Source organism: Nostoc sp. KVJ3, assembly GCF_026127265.1.
Lineage (GTDB): Bacteria > Cyanobacteriota > Cyanobacteriia > Cyanobacteriales > Nostocaceae > Nostoc.
Window position 1 is genome coordinate 872,348 of sequence record NZ_WWFG01000002.1, and the last position, 23,541, is coordinate 895,888.

Below are 23,541 nucleotides of genomic sequence, written 5' to 3' on the forward strand. Positions count from 1 at the left end.
AATAATTTTTATTACCAATTACTAAAGTGAGTTGTGTCAGATTCTTAATACTTGTAAATCAGAAAAATCATCTGAATAATTATTAGGTATCATACTTCCTCTGTCCTTTAACTGGATTCATCCACACTTCTAAGCGACTAAATGCTTGTGAAGAAAGTAACGTTAAACATAAATAAACCACCGCTACACCTGCGTAAATTTCAAAGGCGCGATAGTTGTTAGCAACAATTAACTGTCCTTTACGTACTAATTCTTCAAACCCAATCACAGAAACTAAGCTAGTATCTTTCAATAAACTGATAAACTCATTACCTAATGGTGGAATCATCCGCCGAAAAGCTTGAGGAAAAATCACATAAATCATTGTTTCCACAGAACTCAAACCTAATGATTGTGCTGCTTCTGCTTGTCCTACTTCAATTGATTGAATCCCAGCCCGCACAACTTCGGCAATGTATGCGGCGCTATTCAAACTTAAGGCAATTACCCCAGCTACCAAACGATCAAAAGTAAATGTCAAACCAAGTTCCTGGAAAATTGCAGGTAATCCAAAGTAAATCATAAAAATTTGTACCAATAAAGGCGTTCCTCGAAAAAAATCTACATAGGCCCTCGCTATCCAACGCACGGGTGCGATCCGCGAAAGACGGACAATGCCAATTAGGGAACCTCCAATTAAACCAAATACTACAGAAAGTATCGTTAATTGCAACGTTACCAAAGCTCCCTGTAATAAAGTCGGAAAAGCCTGTAAAATAATGCCAATTGAGGTAGATATGTTAGGTGCGCCATTGCTACTCTGATTCTTAAATGGCGATTTAGCTGGTAGTGCTGGCGCTTGGGCTTTAAACCATTTTTGGTAAATTTCGGAATAAGTGCCATTTTTCAACACTCTATCTAAACCATCATTTATTAATGCCAAATTCGGCGAATTTTGAGCCGTAGCAATGCCATAAAATTCCTCTGTCAACAATTGCTGTACTATTTTTATTCCCTGAAGATTGCCCGTATTAATAGCATATATAGTAACTGGCGCATCATTTATTACCGCATCCACATTACCATTAGCTAACTCTTGCAGGGCTAAAGGTGCTGAATCAAAACTGCGAATTTGCACTCCGGGAATACTTTTAGCTTTTGCAGCCCCAGTTGTGCCAATTTGAACTGCAATTTTTTTATTTTTGAGACTGTCAAAGCCAGTAATATTTGGATCGTCTGCGCGGATAGCGATCGCTAACCCAGCTTTAAAATAAGGACGGGAAAAAGAAATCGTCTTCGCCCTCTCCTCTGTAATTGTGATCGAACTAATCGCTGCATCTACCGTTTTGGCAGCCAAAGCCGGAACTATACCATCAAAAGGCATACTTTTAAAATCTACTTTAAACTTAGCTGCAACTGCGATCGCATTCATCAAATCAATAGAAAAACCCTGTAACTCTCCACCTTTTCCCTGAAACTCAAAAGGTGGAAACGCAGGTTCTGTAGCAACCCGCAAAGTTTTCCCCGTACTAGAATTCACCCCACAACCAGCCAATAACAAACAGCTAAAACCAACAACCACACACCAGCGCAGCCAACGCGCAAAACCAAATTTAGCCATATTGTTTTGTCTTCCCTCTGCGCTTCTATGGTTTGTTAAAAACCTGACAATCAAATATTAGAGCGGGAGCATCCCAAATGTGTAAAAATGTAATTTGTCATTGCGTAGGCGGAACTTTTCCATAGGGTACGAAACGTAGTGAGGCAAAGCAATCGCAAGGCTTTTGGGATTGCAAATTCTTTGCATTATTACGAATGTTCTTCTCGCTGCTATACAAAATTTTGCTCAGGTCAGGCGTTTTGACGACAATATATAAATAAATCGGGATTGCCTTCAAATTTCTCCTGGGCTGAGAATAAAAGTGATTGGTTTACCTTTACCCTCACAGCGAATGTGTATTTTCGTACTGAAACGACCTAGTTTTTCGTCTTCATCGCTCCAATATTCCACCTGCGGCGTGCTGGTGGCCGCGTACAACTGTTCCATCGACATAATGAACTTCCCAATCAAGGTTTCCATGTTCGTCTGCGAAGGTTTGTAGGTGCGCTAAGATTTCGTTCCAAATTCCGGCTTTTTGCCAGCGATAAAACCTTGTGGCTACACTCTGCCACTTTCGATAACGTTCTGGAAGGTCTCGCCACAGTGCCCCTGTCCTCAGTATCCAGAGGATGCCATTCACAACCCTACGGTGGTCATGATTCGGCTTACCTGTTGGTGGTTTTTCTGATGGTAGTAACGATTTTAACTTCTCCCACTGCTCGTTACTTAAGTCCCCTCGGTTGATCATGACTATACAGCGATCGCCTTTTTTCTAGGATATAACGAGTTTGAAAACACGCCCTAGTCCTACGAACATGATATTAGATAGTTGGATCGAAAAGTTGTTACTTGCGATCGCATTGGACATTGAGTAACAATTACTACTTACAATAACTTTGCATCAATTGTACTCATTGCGATTAGATGACGACAGTTGAATCATTTCAGAAAAACGTGAATACTTAACCGCATCGCTAGGGGGATAATCAACCGACACTGCAAGTAACCCAACTTTTATATCCTCGAAATAAATCACACCCCCAATAAGTCCTTCCACTTGGAAAGGCCCATGAAATAACTGATACTTTGCAATATAGATCAGAAAAAAGTCAGTAATCTTGATTGCCCTACCAAACATTTGCTGACAAGTTGTGTGGAGGACAGCATCTAGGTATTCATTATGTACAGGCTGACCCAGGTCAGTAAATTCTGGATGATCCGCAAAATGATCCATAAAAAATAACCAAATACGTGACAAGTCTTTCTCATTCGTCAGTTTTTGCTTAAGTTCCTGCAATCGTTCGATTTTCATAGTGTGGATATTCAGGAGATGGGGCCAGCGAACAGCACTGTTAAAAATCTACCACCTTTCTTACCCATCAAATTAAACTTGACCGAAGAGGCGGAGGGGCAGGAGGCTCTTAGCAGGGGGAGCAATAGAAGAGTCCCGAAGCCGTGAAGCGGAGCGGAACATGGGTATCAAGCCCCGCCCTTCCAGGGCGTTCTCGATTGGTCGGAGTACAAGCTCCTTTCAATCCTCCCCCTTGCTCCCCGCTCCCCTGCCTCTTTTGACAGACTATTAACTAGCCTTGAATTGCGCAACACATCATTATCAAGGGTTTGGTGCGTTATGCTGTCGCCACGGATCTTTTCTTCAAATCAAACCGGATTCCTAATAGTTGCAACAAAATTATGGGTAAAGTCACAAAATGCACATCACGTAAGTGTGACTTTAGTCATGCCTAAATTATGACTTTCTTCCAGTGTGTGTTTCTATTTAGTGTTTTAAACTCAAAGCAATACAGCAACCTATTTAGTCCTGAGACAAATAAGACTTCCTCTAGTATCAGGGTAACAAAGGGAAAAAAATCCTTATACTAAGGCTATTTCCGAAGATTATGTGTCTATAGGAGGGATAAATATCCATAGATTTATTTAGGAATGTTGTAGTCAATCCAACTAAAAGCAACTGATAGGAGATTGGATAATGAAACGTATCTTTGTTGGCACTTTGCTGGCTCTACCACTCGCAATTGCTTCCTTACCCTCACAGGCATCGGCAGCGGAGATTAGTGTCAGACCTGATATTCATGGACATAATCTCATTGCTCGTCATGTTGTCCACAAAAAGTTGATTCGTGGGCATTGGGAAAGAACAGCACATGGTCGTCGCTGGGTTCCGGCTCATTATGTAAGAGTTTAATATATCTGCTGCTGGCAGTGATAATACCGGGTGCATTGCAATATTTGTCAGGTTTTGGGAAAAGGGGGAAAGAAAAACCTTTAGCCGTTTAGCTAACGCTAACGGCGAAGCCTTTTCCTCGAACCAATTCCATGTCAAAATGCTTTCCCCTGAACAGTATTGGTGTGCGTTGTGCTTTCAGCTAACGGATCATTGGTAGTTCGAGATGCGTTTAAGCTACGACATAACACAACGTCAATTACTCAATGGGTATTCAATCAGTAGCGGGTCAATACTGTTCGGTTAAGGCAAGAGACGCGATAAATCGCCGTCTTTACAATAATTAGTCCTTCGTCCTGACGGCGATTTATCGCGGATTTGGGGTCTATTATTTTCATCAAAGAACCTTAACCGAACCTTATTGAGTAGCGGGTCTGAATCCCCTACTGATTTATTCTACACTCTGAATTATTCTTAAGATTTCTTCATATATTTATTTACTTCATTAAAAGTAACACTTTAGGATGAGGATCAGTTTTATTTAATACAACTTTGGAGGCTAGACAAAATATATTAATTCAAGTGAAAGTATTTTTATCAAGTGATTAACTGACTATGAACATATATCAAAGTTGTCAATTTTTTAAGAGAATTATTACTTTCTTACTTGCAATTAGTTTAGTCACAGCTTGTAGTTCAATTAAAGCTGATGAAGTAAATACGTCCAAACAAAAAATATTGATTGGTGATAATTATGGAAAGATAAATAACCAAGGAAAATTACGCACCTACTATCTTTATACTCCCAAATCTTATAATCCAAACCAGCCAATGCCATTAGTTTTAGTATTTCATGGAGATGATGGTAGCGGTCATTCAATTAGTGATGTTACACGCTTTAATAATTTAGCAGATCAAAAAGGATTTATTGTTGTTTATCCTGATGGAATGAATAAAAAGTGGAGTCTTAGAGGTAATTCTCAAGGAAAGGTAGATGATGTTTTATTTGTCAGTGCTTTAATCGATCATCTTAAGCAACAAATAAATATTGATAGTCATAAAATCTATGCCACGGGTTTCTCTAGGGGCGGAATACTTACTCAAGCTTTAGCATGTAAGTTATCTGATAAAATTGCTGCTTTCGCATCAGTAGCTGGCTCTCTTCCAGTTCGACTTAAGCCTAATTGCCAACCTCAGACTCCCATCTCGATGATGATTGTCAACGGTACAAACGATCATGATGTCCTTTATGAAGGTGATGACCACAGTCAACGAGGAGCGCTTGTTTCTATTTCAGATATGGTAAGCTTTTGGCGATCGCACGATCAATGTATTTCACCTAGTGTATCTCCACTGCTAACTGGCACGAAAAGTTCTAAAGTCAAAGCTTCTCAGTACTCAAGTTGTAGTGGTAACTCAGAGGTACTACAACTAGCTGTAGTAAACGGGGGACATTTTTGGCCTGGTGGTGCTTCAACTGATATCAGCCTAAATAAGTTCAATGCTCAACTTGGTTTAAACGCCAGTCAGACAATTTGGGACTTTTTTCAACGCCACAGTTTGTCTTAAGCTGGTAGCCCTATGCGCTGTTCAGGAGTGCTGAGTGCTGAGTAACCCCATAGATAAATCTAGGGGATTGACTTGGACGGATTATTTCTGGGTGTTACTGAATTGTCGGATGAAAAATAATTTTGCGTATATCAAAATCCTTGTAGAGATGTTGCAATGCAATGTCTCTATATTCACATTTAAACCTCGATTTAGCAGCACCGATTTTTTTATAAGCAACAATTGATGTTTAGGTAAGTCATCCTTAAGATAGTAGATTTTCGCTCTATATTTCAGCTATTCCTTGTTAGGAATTATATATTTTTGGGAGCATCGGCACAATTAAAAATCTCCAAATAGTAAATACTGAATTTTATTTTTACTAAACATCTGAGTAATTACCGTGCCTGATACTCCAAGGAAAAAGCGATGTCTGTCTTACCTCTCAATAGCCAGAATCTACCGTACCCTGACCCTTTGCACCCGATTATCGTTCACTTTGTGATTGCGATGGTGTTTTTTTCTTTCTTCTGTGATGTGGTGGGATATTTCACCCGCAACGTGCGTTTGTTTGAGGTGAGTTTCTGGAATATGTTTGTAGCTGCGATCGCAATTTTCATGGCGATTATCTTTGGTCAATTTGAAGCAGGATTAGCACAAGCCCAGCCAGCAGCCCAGTCAACCCTAAATTATCATACCGTCTTGGGTTGGTCACTAGCGGCCATTGTTGCTGCGATCGCAGCTTGGCGTTTTGTAATTCGCAACCGCAACCCCCGAAGAATACCACCTGCTTACCTTGGTGCTGCAACATTTTTAGTGTGTCTAGTGTTTTTGCAAGTGTATTTAGGGAGTAAACTGTTTTGGGTATATGGGTTGCACGTCGAACCTGTAGTTCAAGCGATGAAACAGGGAATTTCACCATGAACTCGCAACTGATTGAGCAGTTGAGATTACGCTTGGGTGCTAACGGATTACCCTACGAGATTCCTATACATCCGCAGTTGGTGCATTTAACGCTGGGTTTATTTATCATTGCCATCATTTTTGACATCGCAGGAGTGCTGTTTTCTTTAGAAAAACCTATTTTCAAATTTTTAGGATTGGCTGCCATCCGTTCTAGCTTTTTTGATGTCGGCTGGTACAACCTCATCGCAGCAGCAACTATCACATTTTTCACTGTTGCGGCTGGTTTTTTTGAGCTACTGTTGGCAAATCCACCAGTCGATCAAAAGAGTGCTTGGGGCTTAAGTGCTGGTTGGACGATGCTTTTACATGGTTTAGGTGGCGTTTTGCTGTTGGGGATTATTGTCGCCATGACTGTGTGGAGAGGTTTGCAACGCTACCACTGGCGTAAGGATGCTTCCAGACAAGTGCAGTGGAGTTACTTGTTAGCAGGGATTGCAATACTAGGTATATTATTCGTTCACGGAACCTTGGGGGCGCAATTAGGAGAGGAATTTGGGATTCATGTTACTGCTGCTAATACCGTTGCCAAAAATGTTTACAGCAAATAATTAAAGGGACTTCCAAATAAAAAATATCCAAAACCGAGCAAAAATCTTCTCTAGTTCTCCTCTCTCTGCGTTCTCTGCACGGCAGTTGCTTCTCCTGTCGGAGACGCTGCGCGAACAAGTCGGGCATTGCCCGCCCAACGCACTGCCTCGTCTCTGTGGTTCGTTTATTTGGATAATTTATCGTTTATGTTTAGTGTTTTTGAATATATATTGATAGCGGTTTATGTAGCAGTGCTACTAATCGTTAGTCGGTGGATGGGGCTGCAAGCATTTTCTTGGATGCCTCCCCAAGCTACAGCAGAAGCACAACGGGTAGATGATTTGTTTAGCTTCTTAGTCTCAATTGGAGCATTTATCTTGCTTGGGCTAATTGGCGTTATGGTGTATGCGATCGCATTCCATCGCGCCCCCCCAGAAGACTACACTGAAGGACACCCCTCTAGAGGTGATGCGAGGCTAGAAATATTGTGGACAGCAACCCCAACTTTGTTAGTAGTATGGATTGCTTTGCAAAGCTTCAATATTTATCAGCAATTAAATATTTTAGGTTTAAACCAAATCGTGCATTTGCATACACCCCAACAAGAAGCAGGGGGAAAAGGAGCAGGGGGCAGGGGGAATGCTCTTTTTCAGATGCCTCTTTTTGAATCTGCACCTGCCGTTGCTGCAACTGTCAGCGATGCCCCCAAACCGGCATCTGAAACTATTGATGTTTTCGTTAAGCAGTGGGATTGGTCTTTTCGTTATCCCAATAACGTTACTAGCAATCAACTGCATCTGCCGATCAATCGCAGTACTCGCTTAAATCTGCAAGCGCAGGATGTAATTCACGGTTTTTATGTCCCTGAGTTTCGCTTAAAGCAAGATATTATTCCAGGGCGCAAGATTGATATTGTGTTAACACCAATTCGCCCAGGTAAATATCGGCTGAAAGATTCTCAATTTAGCGGTACTTACTTTTCCTTAATGGAAACGGATGTATATGTTGAATCCCTCGCTCAATATAACCAGTGGCTCACCCAAACCACCAGTAGCGAACAAACTCCAATAAATCAAGCAGTTGCCGAAAATATCCAACCACCAAAAACATTGTTTAATAGCGGCTGGTACACCGTCACACCTGCTCAACCTGGTATTGCCAATAAAAGGAAGCTAAATAATGACACATGATTTTAGTCAAGAGATGATCGAGGATCGAGAATCGCAGAACCAGCAGGGTAATACTTGGCGGGAATATTTCAGCTTCAACACCGATCATAAAGTGATTGGAATTCAGTACATGGTGATGACCTTCATTTTCTTCCTGATTGGCGGGCTGTTGGCGATGCTAATCCGGGCTGAGTTGCTCACCCCAGAATCAAATCTGGTCGATCGCCCGCTTTATAACGGTTTGTTCACCATGCACGGGACAATCATGATTTTCCTGTGGATTATTCCCTTCAATGCAGGTCTTTCTAACTACTTAGTGCCGCTAATGATTGGGGCGCGGGATATGGCTTTTCCCTTGCTCAATGCCATTTCGTTTTGGATTTTGCCACCAGCCGGTCTTTTACTACTATCTAGCTTCTTCCTCCCAAACGGCACTGCCCAATCTGGCTGGTGGTCTTATCCACCAATTAGTCTGCAAGTTCCAGGGGATCAGTTTATTAATGGTGAATTTATTTGGATAGTCAGCCTAGTGTTGATCGGCATCTCTTCCATCATGGGGGCTGTCAACTTTGTGACAACCATCTTTTGGATGCGCGCCCCAGGGATGACATTTTTTCGGATGCCTGTGTTTGTTTGGTCAGTTTTCAGCGCCCAGTTATTGCAACTGATTAATTTACCCGCCTTGACAGCTGCATTGATCCTGCTGTTGCTTGATCTCTCGTTTGGTACACAATTCTTTAAACCGGATGAGAATGGCGATCCCATCATTTATCAGCATCTATTTTGGTTTTATTCTCACCCAGCAGTTTATATCATGGCTCTACCAGCCTTTGGTATTTTTGCTGAGGTTCTGCCGGCATTTTCTCGCAATCCCCTATTTGGTTATCGGTCAGTTGCGATCGCAACCTTGGGTATTGCTGCGATCAGTATTTTCGTTTGGGTACATCACATGTTCACCAGTGCCACGCCCGGCTGGATGCGGATGACCTTCATGGCTACCTCAATGTTAGTTGCCATACCCACCGGTATTAAAGCCTTCGCTTGGACTGCCACCATCTGGAGGAGCAAGCTACATCTAGAGACACCAATGCTATTTGCAATGGGAGGTGCAGCCATGTTTATTTTTGGCGGTGTTACTGGTGTAATGCTTGCTGCCACACCTTTTGATATCCATGTCAATAACACCTACTTTGTTGTGGGACACTTCCACTACATCGTTTTTAACACCATCACAATGGCAATTTTCGCAGCAATTTACTACTGGTTTCCTAAGATAACTGGCAGAATGTATGCTGAGGGTTGGGGAAAATTGCATTTTTGGCTGACCTTTATTCCTGCCAATATCACCTTCTTTTCTATGCACCCATTAGGTTTACAAGGGATGCTCCGCCGAGTTTCTTCCTACGATCCACAGTATCAGGGATGGAACATCATCGCTAGCCTGGGATCGTTCTTACTAGGAGCATCCACGCTGCCTTTTATTGCTAACATAGTAGGTTCTTGGCTCTACGGGCCAAAGGCAGTTGATAATCCTTGGCACGCCACCGGCTTGGAATGGACAACCTCTTCACCACCCCCGCGAGATAACTTTGAGGAGATTCCAATTGTTACCAGACCTCCTTATGACTATGGCAATCCAAAATACTCAGTAATCGTAAATTCTGATAACAGCGAGTGACTAAATTTTAGATTTTAGATTTTGGATTGAGTAAGTTTGTAGGTTCGGTTTCGTTCCTCAACCCAACCTACACCTAAAATTCTGTGTTTTAATTACGAATTACTTTCGCGTAGCGTGCCGGAGGCTCTATTACGAATTATGCAAAGTCGTCATATAGATGAAAGTCCTATCCGTTTTGATCTATGGCGACAACGCTTGCCAAATTGGTTACAGCGCTTCTTACCAAGTGGTGGCGGTAGCCATGAAGATCATCACGGTAAAGGAATGTTCGGATTTACCGTGTTCCTATTGTCGGAAAGCATCATCTTTCTGAGTTTTATCTTTACTTATGTTGCTCTGCGACTGACTACTAAGAACTGGCTACCACCCGGTATTTCTGGGCCAGAATTGTCTACATTTGTGGTTATCAATACGGTAGTATTACTTTCTAGTAGCTTTATAATTCAACCAGCAGAAAATGCCCTCAAGCATAATCAACTGAGTAAATTTCGCTGGCTATGGCTGATAACGATCGCAATGGGAAGTTACTTCTTAGTCGGTCTGTTAATTGAGTGGAAAAATCTCGATTTCAAGATTACTACAGGATTAGTTGGTTCCACATTTTATTTACTAACAGGCTTTCACGGTTTACACGTTCTGGCTGGTGTTGTGCTTCAGATCGTTATGCTGATTCGCTCATTCATTCCAGGCAACTATAATAAGACTCACTTTGGTACAAGTGCAACAACTTTGTTTTGGCACTTTGTTGATGTAGTTTGGGTCTTTCTTTTCTCGCTTCTCTATCTTTGGCGAACATAAAAATATTCAGAAATTACAGTTTTTTAAGGAGTAATTTGATGAATCTATTCTTCCAAGAAATACCAGCCTCAGAACGCGCCCCAAAAACAATTCAAGAAACTCCAGCACCGGGCAAAGACCCACTAATTGCAAGCGGATTACAAAAAGAGCAATATGCTGGCATTATTGGGCTTGCGATCGCTCTGATTGCCGCTGTAGGATTTTTTAGTCGCAGAGTTGAATACGCTATTGGATTGGCTGTGTTCCTCAGTGCTATTTTGATAGCTTTATTTTTATTCATCTAGCAAAGCTTTGATTATTGAAGAAGAATTCAGAAGTCAGAATGGACTATAGCGGTTCTCATTTATGTGAGGTACACCCGCAGGGGTAATTCATGAACTGCCCCTACACCTTACGAGATGATGTTGTACCACATTTGAATGGGAACCGCTATAAACGCCCTGCTATTGCTAATAGGAGTCAGAATCAATTCATTCTGAATTCTGACTCCTGAATCCTGAATTCTATTTCAATAAAATGTCCTAATTTCACAAGATTTACGAGGGATTTTATGAACAGCCCAGTTTATCAAACTGTAATTATCGGCGGTGGTTTTACCGGATTATTTACAGCCTTACATTTAGCTCACGAACATTATCCTCGCTCTGTTATCTTGATTGATAAAGAAGAGCGCTTTTGCTTTAAGCCACTACTATATGAATATTTCGATGGCGAGATGGATGACTTTCAGGTAGTTCCGCTTTTTTCAGAATTACTTAAAAATAGTGGTGTGATCTTTGTTCAAGATACAGTTGAATCGATAGACTTGCATCAAAAGGCAATCAAATTAAGTTCAGGAAACTCCTATAACTACAGCAACCTAGTATTAGCTTTGGGTAGCATTACTGGCTATCATCAGGTTGAAGGTGCTAAAGAATACGCCTTTCCTTTTTGGACGCAAGCAGATGCGATCGCTCTTGAGAGACATTTACGTGACTGTTTACAAAAAGCAGCGCAAACTGAAGATTTAGAACAACGCCGTCAACTATTAACAGTAGTCGTAGTTGGTGGTGGTGCGAGTGGTGTGGAAATGGCAGCAACTTTAGCTGATTTTCTCCCACATTGGTATAGTGCTTTGAAAGGTAATTCCAGTGAAATTCGTGTGGTACTGCTCAATCATGGTGAAAAAATCCTTGATGGCGATATCAACGATCCGTTACGTGAAATTGCTGAGAAAGAATTACAAAAACGCACTATACCAGTTGAAATCATCAGGGGAGCAGAAGCGACTACTATTCACCCCAACGCAATTGAATATAAAAGCAATGATGAAGTGAAGACATTGCCAACATCTACAACAATTTGGACTGCTGGCACTTCTACCCATCCACTGATTAAAGACTTGCCAATTCCTCAAGAACATCGAGATCGCCGCGATCGGCCTTTAGTTACTCCCACCTTGCAATTGCTAGATTTCCCAGAAGTGTTTGTCGGTGGTGATTGTGCAGCAGTTCAAGATAATTCGCTACCACCTACGGCTCAAGCGGCTTATCAGCAAGGAGCCAATATTGCCCGGAATTTAAAAGCGATCGCTCTTGGAGAAGAACTCAAACCTGTTAAGGTTAACATCCGTGGAACCCTTTTAAAATTGGGGATAAATGATGCTGCTGCTAACCTTTTTAATGTTTTTGAAGTTGCAGGTGAAACCGCACATTTAATTCGTCAAGGTACTTATTTAACGCTACTGCCAACAGCAATTCATGATTTTAAAGCTACTACTGAATGGGTGGATGAAGAGATTTTTCACCACCACCTCGATCCTCATAATATAGGTAAAAAAGTGGTACAAGCAGTAGAAATAGTCGGTGTAGGAGTTATGGGTATTCTCGCCGCGAGAAAATTACTGAAAAGATTGGGAGATGAAGATAAAACGGAGTAGGGAATAATCAGTCATAGTTTTGTCACAGTTTTGCAATGCCTTTGTCAATATGAGGTGTGATACTAAGGTTCTGGATTAGAAACTAGGCTAGTTCTATACTAAATCCACAGCTACCGAAGAGAATCACTAGAAGGCAGCAACCCTTGTTAGGATGACTCTTCAAATCAAAACTGCAAAATCTATCATAGTTTGAAAGGAACAAGATGATGAATTGGAAAGTACTTGCTTTGATCCCTGCTTTGACTTTGGCTACTGTTGCGCCGGGTTATTCTTTAACCAATAATAAAACCCACAATTCAACTACTGCTATCCAAGTTGCACAAAATAGTCAGCAAGGCAATACCATGAAAAAGCCTAATGCTGTCCAAAAAATTCATACCAAACATAAGTCTAATAGTACAGCCAACCGTAGTAATTCGCTCACAGTAGGTAGTAAGGGAGAAGCAGTCAAAACTGCTCAGAATGCTTTAAAACAACAAGGATTTTATACTGCGGATGTGAATGGTGTCTTTGATAAAAAGACACGTTCAGCAGTGATCAAATTTCAAAAATCTAAAGGATTAAGAGCAGACGGAATAATTGGACACCGGACTTTGGCAGCTCTCAAATAATTAATTTACCTTACTGGGTAAAAGTCCAGAATTCAGGAGTCAGAATAGCTAAAGAATCAAGATAAAATACGATCAACTCAGTATAAGTAAGTAGGCAAGAATAAATCAAACTAGATTAAGTAATGTAAATAATTTTTAAATTGTTGGCGTAGCATCTCGCTGAGACGCTACGCGAACAAATAAGGGCTGAAGCCCTTACTACAAAACTTTAATTATTTACGCCGCTCTACTTACTAATCATAATTTAGATTCTTTTCAGTTTCTGACTCTTGAGTGCTAAATTCTTATGGAAAATTTATTTATTATGAGGCGGTTGTTAGGACTGGTGCCAATACTGTTCGGTTAAGGCAAGAGACGCGATAAATCGCCGTCTTTACAATAATTAGTCCTTCGTCCTGACGGCGATTTATCGCGGATTTGGTGTCTATTAAGTAACCATGCAGAATTAATTACAGTCATTGCGAGCGAAGCGTACTCCGTAGGGGATCTTGCTATCTCTACGAGACGCTACCGCGAACGCTCCATTCGCAATGATATGTTTCTGAGGTTGGAGATATTTTTTACCTCTAAAATATTTTTGAGTTTTTTTCATTGTCTGACTTTGCCGAACTCAAGCTTCTAAGTATTTTTATTTACCCATGTCCGAAAATGTTTTCGTAGTGCTTTCTATTACTTTTGAAGTGCGGAATGTGGGTAATATATAAGCCCGTCCGGTAAACTGATAAGGAAGAAAATATCATATTAGGCAGTGAATAACATAGTGCGGTTAGTTTTGACAGCAATATTGCTGGTGCTAGTGGCAGCTTGTGGCAGTATTGGACTGCTACCAACTAGCGAGTTAGTGCAAAAAGCGATCGCACTTGGGCTAGAGCAAACTCAACAACAACTTAGCCAACAGTTGGATCTAGATTTTCAAGGATTTGAAATCAAGCGGCTATCAATTACCCAAGAACAACCCCTAACGATTGAAAATTTACCAGCTTTCCACGTTCGGGGAACTTATGACTTGATTGTTAAACTACCAAAACGGCGTTTGACGCAACCACAACAACCCTTTGACATTTACCTGCAAATTCAGCAAGAAGGTAAAACCTGGCGATCGCTAATTCCAGAAAAGGGTAGTAAAGATACTCAATTAATTTGGCACAGTTATCTAGTTGATTGACACTCCTCGGACTAAAGGCACGAGGATTCTTGACTCAACGAGATCGCTTAACTTGGAATTAACTCGCTAAAGTGAAAAGGAATCAATACCAATGGCACATCTATTTGAACCATTAAAGATTCGTGAAGTTAATTTTCGTAATCGCATTGCCGTTTCACCCATGTGTCAATATTCCAGTACAAATGGATATGCTAATGATTGGCACGTTATTCATTTAGTTTCTCGTGCAGTTGGTGGTGCAGGTATAGTGCTAACAGAAGCCGCCGCCGTAGAACCACGTGGCCGCATCAGCCCGCAAGATTTAGGAATTTGGTCAGATGCACACATAGAAACTTTGGCCAGAATTGTGGCATTGATTCATAACTTTGGATCTGTTGCAGGGATTCAACTTGCTCATGCAGGTAGAAAAGCCAGCACTGCCAAACCTAGTAAGGGAGGGAAAGCGCTAGATGAATCTCAGGAAGGTTGGCGGCCCTTGGTTTCGAGTAGTGCGATCGCCTTTAGCAAAGATAGCCCAGTTCCAGAAGCCCTCAGTCTAGAAGGAATTCAGGAAATTATTGATGCCTTTGTTCAAGCTGCTAAACGTTCTCTGCAAGCTGGTTTCAAGGTAATTGAAATCCATGCGGCTCACGGTTACTTATTCCACCAGTTTCTCTCACCCCTTTCTAACCAACGACAAGATGATTATGGTGGTAGCTTTGAAAACCGGACTCGTTTCCTAAGAGAAGTTGTGCAAGCAGTCCGAGAAGTTTGGCCTGAAACATATCCACTGTGGGTACGTATTTCTGCCACCGATTGGGTAGATAAGGGTTGGGACATTGAGCAAAGTGTCGCTTTAAGTGACAAACTTAAGTCTCTAGGAGTTGATCTCATCGACAGTTCATCAGGGGGTATTATACCCGGCATTAATATACCAATTAAACCTGGTTATCAGACTCAGTTTGCCGAACGCATCCGCCGCGAAGCTAATATCCATACAGGAGCTGTAGGCTTAATTACAACCCCTGAACAAGCTGACGAAATTATTCGTACAGAAGTAGCTGATATAGTGCTGTTGGGACGTGAACTACTCCGCAATCCTTACTGGCCAAATTTGGCAGCCAAACAGTTAGGACAGGATAAACTCTGGCCTGTTCAGTATGACCGAGCTTGGCTTTAAAAAGTACACGCAGTAGGGGTATTAGGGTTGAGGGACGAAATCCAACACGAAAAGTCCTTGTTTTTGTTGGATTTCACTTTGTTCAACCCAACCTACATTTTTTTTCTTTCATCAGAGTCCTAAAAGAGCGCTAATAATCAGTTACTGGTTAAAATCAATTCTGCAACCAACCAGCCATCACAGCAACTATCAAAAATACACCCATCGCAAAACGGTAGAAAACAAAAATCAAGGTACTATGTCTTTCCAGGTAGCGCAGAAGTCCCCAAATTGCGGCAAAAGCGGAAATGCTGGCAGAAATTAATCCCACCAATAAAGTCAACCAACCAGCCGTACTCAGTCCTGCTTTCGTAAGAGTATGCAGTTCTACAGCACCCGCCAAAATCACGGCTGGTAAGCCCAACAAAAAAGAAAATCGGGCAGATGTCTCCCGTTCCATACCCAAAAATAACCCAGCAGTGAGGGTGGAACCAGAGCGAGAAACGCCAGGAATCAGGGCAAAAGCTTGAGCAACCCCTACCCAAATGCCATCCCAGAGGGAGAGGTTGTTGAAAGTGCGATCGCGTCCTCCACGTTTTTCAGCGATCGCTAGCAATCCTGACATAATAATTGAAGCTGCTCCAATAACTACTAACCCGCGCATTGGTGAGTTACAGGCGTTAAGAATTGGTTTAAGTAGCACACCAGCCACAGCAATAGGTAAGGTTCCGATCAATAAGCCCAACACCAGTTGCAAAGAACTTGACTGATAATCTTGTCCGCTAATTGCTCTAACTGTCTCTCCAGTTAATTTTTTTAAGTCCTGCCAAAAATAGACTAGAACAGCAGTCAAACTAGCTAACTGCATTGCTGCTGAAAAAGCAGATCCCGGATCTTTCAGCCCCAGTAGAGTTGGCACTATCCGCAAATGAGCAGTACTGCTAATTGGCAGTAGTTCTGTAATTCCCTGAACGATGCCTAAAATAATCACGTCAATCCAGCTCAGGTTAGCAAAGTCTAGATTGACTTCGCTACCGTTGCCACAGACTGCACTCGCCACTACAAAAGAAAGCATCATGATATCAGGTGTAAATAATTTACTTTTAACCAAATATCGACAAATTAACTTATGTTAATGACGCTTCTGTGAATAAGACATGGCACTTAGATGACATCTAATGCCCAATGCCCAATTCCCAATTCAAAGTGCCAATGTTTCCCAATCTAAATCTGATGCTATTTGAGCAAGTTTATCTAAATCAGTCAGGTTATCTAAATAAGGTAAGCAGCCTAAAATGGGAGTGTTAGTAAGTGATTGAATCAATCGCTGCGGTGTCCAATCGGCTATTTCTGCATCTGTTCGGGGTTGTACGCAGTTTAGAACAATGCCTTTAAGATTGATGCGCGATTGTCTAGCTAATGCTACGTTCGCTACTGCTTGAGCGATCGCACCCAATCTCACTGGCACTACCAATACCGTTGGTAAACGCCATTCTCCTGCTAAATCGGCTACCGTTAATTCCTCTGTTACTGGCGAACCTAACCCTCCCAAGGCTTCTACAAGGACAAAATCACGTTGCGATCGCAATTTAGACAGAGCTTGCCACACAAGAGCTAAATCAATTTGGCGATTTTCTCGGGCTGCGGCGATGGGAGGGGCTAAAGGTGCTTCAAAATACAACGGTGTAATTTCCTCTGAGGATTGTTCTAGGGCAAATAGCTGTTGATACCATTCGCGATCGCCAATCCCCGATTGAATCGGTTTCATGATTCCCCAGCTACGCTGCGGATAATATTTTTGCCAATAGGCTGCTAACGCTGTTGTTAAAACAGTTTTACCAGCTTCGGTATCAGTTCCAGTAATCAATAGTGTGTTTAACATTAATTTCTTTGGCCCGAAAATGGTTGTGTTCCATCAGTTGGCGGAAAAGTTGGCGTTTCACCAGTGGGCGGAGTTGGAATTGGAATCGGTGTTTCTGTGGGAATTGGAATTGGTGTCTGTGTAGGAATTGGAATCGGTGTTTCTGTGGGAATTGGTGTCTGTGTAGGAATTGGAATCGGTATCTCTGTGGGAATTGGAATCGGTGTTTCTGTAGGTGTTAGTTTGACTGGTTTTTCTAAGGCAATATTCAGGTTGTAACTGCTTTCGGCTGCTCCTGAAAGTAATGTTAATTCAATAGTATATCTACCAGTAACCAGTAATGTGCCTTGATATGCTGTTACTTGTTGAGTACTATTATCAATTGGTTGTTGATTGGGACTTAAAACTGTGAGTAAAACGCTGCTTCCTGGTTCAATAAATGCAGTTAATTTGTCACCTTCTCGTCCAAAAAAAGTGTACCTAATTATTTGATTTGTTTTGAGAGTATCCTTAACCGTGACTGTGTTATTTGCTCCTAAATTGAGGCGTTTACTAGATACAACGGGTTGATTGTTGGTGGGTGTAGATGTAGGTGTAGATGTAAATGTAGTCCCACCAGAAATAACTGGGGAAGGAAAATTTTGTGGAAGCGTCTCACTTGGTGATGGTTTTGGCTGACTGCGAATAGAACTGACCAACGCCCAAGAACCAAATCCGGCAACAATCACTACAGCAATGGCAATTGCTGCGATCGCTAAGGGATTATCCAAGACTGAGTTACTAGGACTTGGTGGAATCACAGGATCGGGTTGTTTCTTGGGCGAAACTGGTGGTATTACTAAGTCAGGACGGCGACTAACAGCCATTGTCTGCAAATTAGAGGCATTCAGAGGAGGAAGACTGACTTGCTCTAAAGGCTGGAGTGCTTGAGATACACTAGCAGCACTCTGATAGCGATCGCTCGGTATATGATTCAACATTCGATTCAACACTACAGCAAATCGCGGACTCACTTTTACCCGTCGCTGCCAATTCCAAGTTAGTTGATTTTCATCAAATAGATCCCTTGGTTCTTTTCCAGTCAGCAAAACAATCGCACTCACCGCTAACGCATACAAGTCACTACTAGGGTAAGCTCCCCCTGTTTGCATTTGTTCGCTAGGAGAGTAGCCTAATTTTCCCACAGTGGTTTCTGGCATAGCGCTCTCTGGCGATCGCAAACGTGTTGCCAGTTCCTTCACCACCCCAAAGTCAATTAACACAGGTTTAGCGTCACTATCTCGCAAAATAATATTTTCTGGCGAGATATCCCGGTGAATAATCCCTCGACTATGAATATGCTCTAAAACAGGCAACAACAACTGGATCAGTTGCAATACTTCCGGCTCTGTGAAAGTTCGACCAACGGCTAGCCGTTCATCCAGCATGGCTCGGTACGTCTGACCTGCAACGTAGTCCTCCACCAAAAACAAGCGCTGGTCTTGCTCAAATCTTTCCCGGAACTTAGGCACTTGTGGGTGTTCTATTTGATACAAAATAGCCGCTTCTCGGTGAAAAAGCTCTTGTGCCTTCTCCCTAGCTAAAGCCTCTGTTGCTGTTGAAATCAATTCTTTGATCGCGCAAAGTTCGTTAAAGCGCCTCTGGTCTTCTGCCAGGTAGGTTCTACCAAATCCTCCTTGTCCGAGAATTTGAATTATGCGGTAACGGTTTTGCAAGACAGTACCAACTGTAATGGGTGATTGCATGATCGATTGACTGAGTGTAGTAGCAATTAAGGAGGAAGTCACCGACAAAGATTAAGTCCAAGAGGCGACAAATAGTTACCTGCGGCAATATTCTACTATACCCAACAAGTACACCCCCACCAGAGCCAGGTTTTTAATACTGCATACCTTAAAAGCCTCTAATCCCCAATTCAATTTTTCTTCTTGGGAAAACGATAGATTTTAAAATATGCAAAACTAACTTCAGAATCCAGATTATACAAATCACTCATATTTTTTTCAATCACCCCTTTCGGGAACAGATGTTCCCGATTAACTACTATAAAAACTGTATCTGCACTATTTGTTAATTTTTCAATTTCTTGTGCAAATTTTACACTAATGCTCCCCCCTTTTAAGCTATCTCCCAAATCCCTAGCATCCAGACTTAGAGTGTCACCGTAGTATCTAAATAACCTGGGATTACCATATAAAAATACAGATTTTGTAGAAGAGGTACGATTTTTTATAATGTAGTGGGTTGCAGAGCGGTAGTCATCTCTCTGATAGTTATTATTAAAGTAGTAGTTAAAAAGAGAATAAACGTTCAGAAATATCAGAGAGATGACAGCAATTTTGGCAAACTGAGATATTCCCTGACGCTTTGAACTAATAGCAGGTCTTTGACTCAAAACTGAGGGGATAAGTATAGCAAGTGGCAACCAAAGATAATAAGAGTAACGCGGCAACCAATTAAGTTTTGCGGCTAGAGCTAAGAACAATCCCATTAAAAATGCCATCACAAAAAGAAAAGCAAAAAAGTAATCAGGATGTTTCGCTATATTGTTTTTCTTGTGTTTTAATAAAACTTTTATTAAAGTCAGGAAAATTACACTACTGACAATCAACAATAAGAGTATATGTGGCCAGTAACTTAGCACAACCTGTACTCTATTGTCACCACGCAACTCATCGGTTGAAGGCCCATAGGTTATCCCAACTAAAATACCATTTAAAACGAAAAGAATATTTTGAATTATGGGGAATGCTGAACGATTAATTTGAATTGTTTCTGGATTAGTTGCTCCAGGTAAAGTCAGGTGATACACAATTGATGGTATAGATAAAACCGCAGCAGGAACCCACCATTGTAGCCATTGCTTAAAATTTCTATATATGGCAATGTGAGATAAACATAGGGCTGTAGTAGAAAACCACATAGTAATGTTACAAAACATTCCTAATGCAGTAAAAATCGCGAACAGCAATTTTGAACTTATTTGATTATCTTCATTTTTAACTAATACCTTACTAAAGAAGTAGAGTTGAAGCGAGGCTATAAACATCGCTAAAGCATAAATTCTTGCCTCTTGGCTATAATAAACACAAAAAGAACTGAGTGTTATGATTAGCAGAGACCATAAGGCATGCTTTTTCCCGTATATCCGCAAAGCAGTCAAGAATACAAAGATAGTTGAGCCAATTCCTAAAACAGCAGAGAGTGAGCGAAGGGCAAATTCAGATTCACCAAATACCTGTCGCCAGCCAAACAAAACTATAAAGTATAGTGGTTGAAATTTATCACTATTTCCTATGTGTCTAACTATCGAGATACTCTCTTGAAATGTCGAGGCATCAGAATTAGTTAAGCTCAAACCTTCGTCATACCAAAGACTCTGGTTTCCCAACAGAAAAAAGCGGAGAAAAGCACCTAAAATAATTACTGTAATAACAGATATATAATATTTAGACTCTTTCTGTGTTAAAGAATCTTTCTGGCTTAAGGTTTTAGTCATAATTTTATTTCCTCTTTATGATGCTACAGCAATCACTGCTGCATAGTTTCTATCAATTCAACTTTTGGAACAATGAATCAGACGACTCTTTCAAATCAATGTAATGAATAAGTTAAGCATTACTATTCTGAAAACAGTAATCAATAATCAATGTTTACCTAAAGCGATTGCCCAGATACCACTCAGCATCAAACCTGCTCCTAACCATTGGGAAATTAAGATTTTTTCTCGCAAAACTACAGCACCAGTAATCATTGTGGCTGTAATTGTTAATCCTATTACTATTGGATAGGCAACAGATAAATTCAGCTTTCCTAAAACTACCACGTAAAAAATTGTACTCACACCATAGGTACAAATTCCTCCTAATAAATAAATATTTAAAGGATTTTGCCCTGCTCCTAGTTTCAAGAGATTTTGAGCTAGCGTATTTAAAGCAACTGTGGTTAAAATCAGTAAACTAAAAACTATCGAGTTATTCATGGTAAAAATTTAGTTAATTAGCAAGGTGATATTTTTTGAAGAAAAGAGCAATTTATCATTAGCTTTCATAAGCACCGTCAAAATCCCAAAGTTCTACTCCAGATGGATAAGGTATTTGCACCCATTTACCAGCGAATTTTTCCCACCATCGGGGCGGGTGCGGTAGGCTGGAAACTTGGATGAAGCCACATCCACAAAGTAGCGATCCCACGAAATCAGTATGTAAACTATCACCAATAACAATTACATGTTGTGCGGGTAGACCCATATAGGCTATTGCCTGTCGAAATGCAGGGAGAAAGGGTTTTTTCGCTGGACTTAGTGCCGGAATATCAAGACGATGAGACCAATATTTGACGCGATAACGACGTTTCCCATTTGAAAGGATAAAAAATTGTAATCCGGCTAACTTTGCTTGGGTAATCCAATCTTCTGCATAAGGAGATAGGTACTTGTCATCTTCTGACACAATAGTGTTGTCTAAATCTAGAATTATCCCTTGAATTCTAAAGTTTTTTAGTGAATCAATTTCGATGCTTGCTAGTGTATAAGCACGTCGTGGTAGTTTGTGGGAGTTACTTTTAAAACCTATTGGGTTGTTTCCATGAATGAGCAAATGCAGCCGCAAGGCAAGAGTGCTGAAGAGTTTTCTGAAAACAACTGTAAGATTTTTCATCTATAAATTCCGTCAAATTTCGTTCTGTTATGCCTTAAGGGACTAGTACAACAATTTGAAAGTGTGGATACCAAAGAGTCCAACGGAGTACTGGTCGGCTAACTGTGGCTCCCATTGATTGGAAAACCTGAACAAGATCCTTGCTTCGGCGTTGGTGAACCCATTCTCTCGCCAGCAACAAATCATGAAGCTGATTTAGAAAAGACCCAATAATTTTAGATGCCTCAATGTCTTTAATAATCAGTCTTGCTCCCGAATCCATCCGTGCAATTGTTTTACGGAGAAAATCGTCCTGTAGTTGTGGAGGAATATGGTGCAGAACATCAATCATGGTGACAGTGTCATATCCATGCAAATCTGGGGGGGTTTCTTCTGGATGCAAATGAAAAACCTGAAATACTTCAGGTTCCATTGCAAAAGCCGCAGCAGCTTTCACAGCTTCAGGGGAAATATCATAACCATGAGCTACTTTTGCGGAGCGTAACTTTAAAGCTAGATAGAGTAAGGCTCCTGTTCCGCAGCCAATATCATAAAGACGCGCGCCTTCTGGAATCTTTTCAAGAACCATATCAAGAGGACAGATAAATGGGCGGTAGCGCGTTTTTAGTGCAGCAAGCCCAGACATCCTTTGAGAAGGTAATTTCATTTCTTCAGCAAGGCTAAAACTATTCATACGTGTTGTTAGATGATAAAACAGCTACAAATTTCATCCCGCAGTCTGACTTTTGGAGTTTTCTCTTTTTTATTCGATCATTCCATGATGCTTGAGTAAGAGAATCAAAAAGCAGGTAATAATCCAACCAACAACTGTGGCTAGTATTGGCAAGTCCTTCAATAAAACTTCTTCTGGGCGCTCACTACGTCCACCTTGTTCTGGATGATCGTCAGCGTAATTGGCAATTTCTTGGGGATCGCTGAGTAGTTGATAGCGAAAAATTCCATACAAAACAAACGGCAAAGTCAGTAGCATCCAAGAGGTGGGTGCCCCATGTAGATACGGGCCTGCACTCCAAAGAGCATAGGTGACGACTGTACAAGTAGTAACGACATTTTCCATGCGAGCTAGTAAGGGCAAGGAATAATATCTGAGGACAGCACGAGGTTTGTTGCCTTTAATTTGTGCTAATCGCAGTTCTGCTTTGCGCTTTTCAATGCCTAAGAATAGTGCCAGCATTGCAGTGCAGATTAAAAACCAACTGGATAAAACAATGCCGGTCGCAGCAGCACCTGCATAGGCTCGGAGGACAAATCCGGTAGCGATCGCTCCAACATCCAAAATCACCATCCGTTTGAGTCGGAGATTGTAAGCGACTTGCAATAGAGCGTATCCAGTTATGGCTGCACCCAATTGGGGCGATCGCAACCACCCAAAAGTCAAAGCACTACTCAACAGCACGAAGGCCATCACAGTAGCAACCCGAACGCTAACTAATCCCGCAGCAATTGGTCGCTTGCACTTAACAGGGTGCTGACGGTCAGATTCAACATCTACGATGTCATTGATTAAGTAGAAGCTACTTGATGCACAGCAAAATAAGACAAATGCCAATAAGCTACTTAGTAAAAATTGTAGACTGATGCTAAATGCAAATAATGGTGCTGCAAACACTACTAGGTTTTTCGTCCATTGCCTCGGTCGCATAGCAGCTAGATAGTACCCCGACTTCTTAGAACTAGTTACTATGGCAGTTACAGATTTTTCTACTACTGAAGTCCGTCGAGAGTCCATAAATTATGTTTCC

At 41.3% G+C, this 23,541-nt stretch carries 23 protein-coding genes; 12 read left to right on the forward strand and 11 right to left on the reverse strand.

What is annotated here, in order from left to right:
• Positions 1-82 precede the first annotated feature (82 nt).
• The 3 genes from GTQ43_RS19840 to GTQ43_RS19850 form a co-directional block, all read right to left on the reverse strand.
• Positions 83-1,600 (reverse strand): ABC transporter permease subunit, encoded by a 1,518-nt coding sequence (locus GTQ43_RS19840; RefSeq protein WP_265274479.1) that lies wholly within the window; start codon positions 1,598-1,600, stop codon positions 83-85.
• A 370-nt stretch (positions 1,601-1,970) separates the two neighbouring features.
• The gene (locus tag GTQ43_RS19845) at positions 1,971-2,327 is read right to left on the reverse strand and encodes an IS5 family transposase (RefSeq protein WP_265274480.1); all 357 of its coding nucleotides are present in this window, start codon (positions 2,325-2,327) and stop codon (positions 1,971-1,973) included.
• 153 nt (positions 2,328-2,480) lie between these two features.
• Complete coding sequence (locus GTQ43_RS19850; protein ID WP_265274481.1) at positions 2,481-2,891, reverse strand: hypothetical protein; 411 nt, start codon at positions 2,889-2,891, stop codon at positions 2,481-2,483.
• Positions 2,892-3,566: 675 nt separating this feature from the next.
• Between GTQ43_RS19850 and GTQ43_RS19855 the strand changes: the two genes are divergently transcribed.
• The 12 genes from GTQ43_RS19855 to namA all read left to right on the forward strand — a co-directional run bounded on the left by GTQ43_RS19855 (position 3,567) and on the right by namA (position 15,301).
• Positions 3,567-3,782, forward strand: a complete 216-nt coding sequence (locus tag GTQ43_RS19855) for a hypothetical protein (RefSeq protein WP_265274482.1) — start codon at positions 3,567-3,569, stop codon at positions 3,780-3,782.
• A 594-nt stretch (positions 3,783-4,376) separates the two neighbouring features.
• The gene (locus tag GTQ43_RS19860) at positions 4,377-5,330 is read left to right on the forward strand and encodes an alpha/beta hydrolase family esterase (RefSeq protein ID WP_265274483.1); all 954 of its coding nucleotides are present in this window, start codon (positions 4,377-4,379) and stop codon (positions 5,328-5,330) included.
• 408 nt (positions 5,331-5,738) lie between these two features.
• On the forward strand, positions 5,739-6,233 hold the full coding sequence (locus tag GTQ43_RS19865) for a DUF2231 domain-containing protein (protein WP_265274484.1): 495 nt from the start codon (positions 5,739-5,741) through the stop codon (positions 6,231-6,233).
• Positions 6,230-6,823: a DUF2231 domain-containing protein gene (locus tag GTQ43_RS19870; RefSeq protein ID WP_265274485.1), complete on the forward strand. Its 594-nt coding sequence runs from the start codon at positions 6,230-6,232 to the stop codon at positions 6,821-6,823. The genes GTQ43_RS19865 and GTQ43_RS19870 overlap by 4 nt, the downstream gene beginning before the upstream one ends.
• Before the next feature lie 186 nt (positions 6,824-7,009).
• Positions 7,010-7,993 (forward strand): cytochrome c oxidase subunit II, encoded by a 984-nt coding sequence (locus GTQ43_RS19875; protein ID WP_265274486.1) that lies wholly within the window; start codon positions 7,010-7,012, stop codon positions 7,991-7,993.
• A complete protein-coding gene (gene ctaD, locus GTQ43_RS19880) occupies positions 7,983-9,650 on the forward strand; it encodes a cytochrome c oxidase subunit I (RefSeq protein WP_414859126.1) in 1,668 nt (555 codons plus the stop codon). The genes GTQ43_RS19875 and ctaD overlap by 11 nt, the downstream gene beginning before the upstream one ends.
• 138 nt (positions 9,651-9,788) lie before the next feature.
• Positions 9,789-10,448 (forward strand): heme-copper oxidase subunit III, encoded by a 660-nt coding sequence (locus GTQ43_RS19885; RefSeq protein WP_265274487.1) that lies wholly within the window; start codon positions 9,789-9,791, stop codon positions 10,446-10,448.
• Between the two features lie 38 nt (positions 10,449-10,486).
• On the forward strand, positions 10,487-10,732 hold the full coding sequence (locus GTQ43_RS19890) for a hypothetical protein (RefSeq protein ID WP_265274488.1): 246 nt from the start codon (positions 10,487-10,489) through the stop codon (positions 10,730-10,732).
• Between the two features lie 266 nt (positions 10,733-10,998).
• Positions 10,999-12,366 (forward strand): NAD(P)/FAD-dependent oxidoreductase, encoded by a 1,368-nt coding sequence (locus tag GTQ43_RS19895; RefSeq protein ID WP_265274489.1) that lies wholly within the window; start codon positions 10,999-11,001, stop codon positions 12,364-12,366.
• A gap of 203 nt (positions 12,367-12,569) precedes the next feature.
• Complete coding sequence (locus GTQ43_RS19900) at positions 12,570-12,977, forward strand: peptidoglycan-binding domain-containing protein (protein ID WP_265274490.1); 408 nt, start codon at positions 12,570-12,572, stop codon at positions 12,975-12,977.
• A 757-nt stretch (positions 12,978-13,734) separates the two neighbouring features.
• Complete coding sequence (locus GTQ43_RS19905; RefSeq protein ID WP_265276503.1) at positions 13,735-14,142, forward strand: hypothetical protein; 408 nt, start codon at positions 13,735-13,737, stop codon at positions 14,140-14,142.
• Between the two features lie 91 nt (positions 14,143-14,233).
• Positions 14,234-15,301, forward strand: coding sequence for an NADPH dehydrogenase NamA (namA, locus tag GTQ43_RS19910; RefSeq protein ID WP_265274491.1), 1,068 nt, complete (start codon positions 14,234-14,236; stop codon positions 15,299-15,301).
• Positions 15,302-15,455: 154 nt separating this feature from the next.
• On the opposite strand, the gene GTQ43_RS19915 is transcribed toward namA, so the two are convergent.
• The 8 genes from GTQ43_RS19915 to GTQ43_RS19950 form a co-directional block, all read right to left on the reverse strand.
• Entirely contained in the window at positions 15,456-16,391 is a 936-nt protein-coding gene (locus tag GTQ43_RS19915) for an undecaprenyl-diphosphate phosphatase (protein WP_265274492.1), read from the reverse strand.
• A 90-nt stretch (positions 16,392-16,481) separates the two neighbouring features.
• Positions 16,482-17,162, reverse strand: coding sequence for a dethiobiotin synthase (bioD, locus tag GTQ43_RS19920; RefSeq protein WP_265274493.1), 681 nt, complete (start codon positions 17,160-17,162; stop codon positions 16,482-16,484).
• A complete protein-coding gene (locus tag GTQ43_RS19925; RefSeq protein WP_265274494.1) occupies positions 17,162-18,886 on the reverse strand; it encodes a serine/threonine-protein kinase in 1,725 nt (574 codons plus the stop codon). The genes bioD and GTQ43_RS19925 overlap by 1 nt, the downstream gene beginning before the upstream one ends.
• Before the next feature lie 170 nt (positions 18,887-19,056).
• Positions 19,057-20,640: a glycosyltransferase family 39 protein gene (locus GTQ43_RS19930; RefSeq protein WP_265274495.1), complete on the reverse strand. Its 1,584-nt coding sequence runs from the start codon at positions 20,638-20,640 to the stop codon at positions 19,057-19,059.
• Positions 20,641-20,787: 147 nt separating this feature from the next.
• Complete coding sequence (locus GTQ43_RS19935) at positions 20,788-21,123, reverse strand: small multidrug resistance protein (RefSeq protein ID WP_265274496.1); 336 nt, start codon at positions 21,121-21,123, stop codon at positions 20,788-20,790.
• Between the two features lie 58 nt (positions 21,124-21,181).
• Positions 21,182-21,799, reverse strand: a complete 618-nt coding sequence (locus GTQ43_RS19940) for a YqeG family HAD IIIA-type phosphatase (RefSeq protein ID WP_265274497.1) — start codon at positions 21,797-21,799, stop codon at positions 21,182-21,184.
• 34 nt (positions 21,800-21,833) lie between these two features.
• On the reverse strand, positions 21,834-22,472 hold the full coding sequence (locus GTQ43_RS19945; RefSeq protein WP_265274498.1) for a class I SAM-dependent methyltransferase: 639 nt from the start codon (positions 22,470-22,472) through the stop codon (positions 21,834-21,836).
• A 69-nt stretch (positions 22,473-22,541) separates the two neighbouring features.
• Positions 22,542-23,528, reverse strand: a complete 987-nt coding sequence (locus tag GTQ43_RS19950; protein ID WP_265274499.1) for a decaprenyl-phosphate phosphoribosyltransferase — start codon at positions 23,526-23,528, stop codon at positions 22,542-22,544.
• Positions 23,529-23,541: the final 13 nt, after the last annotated feature.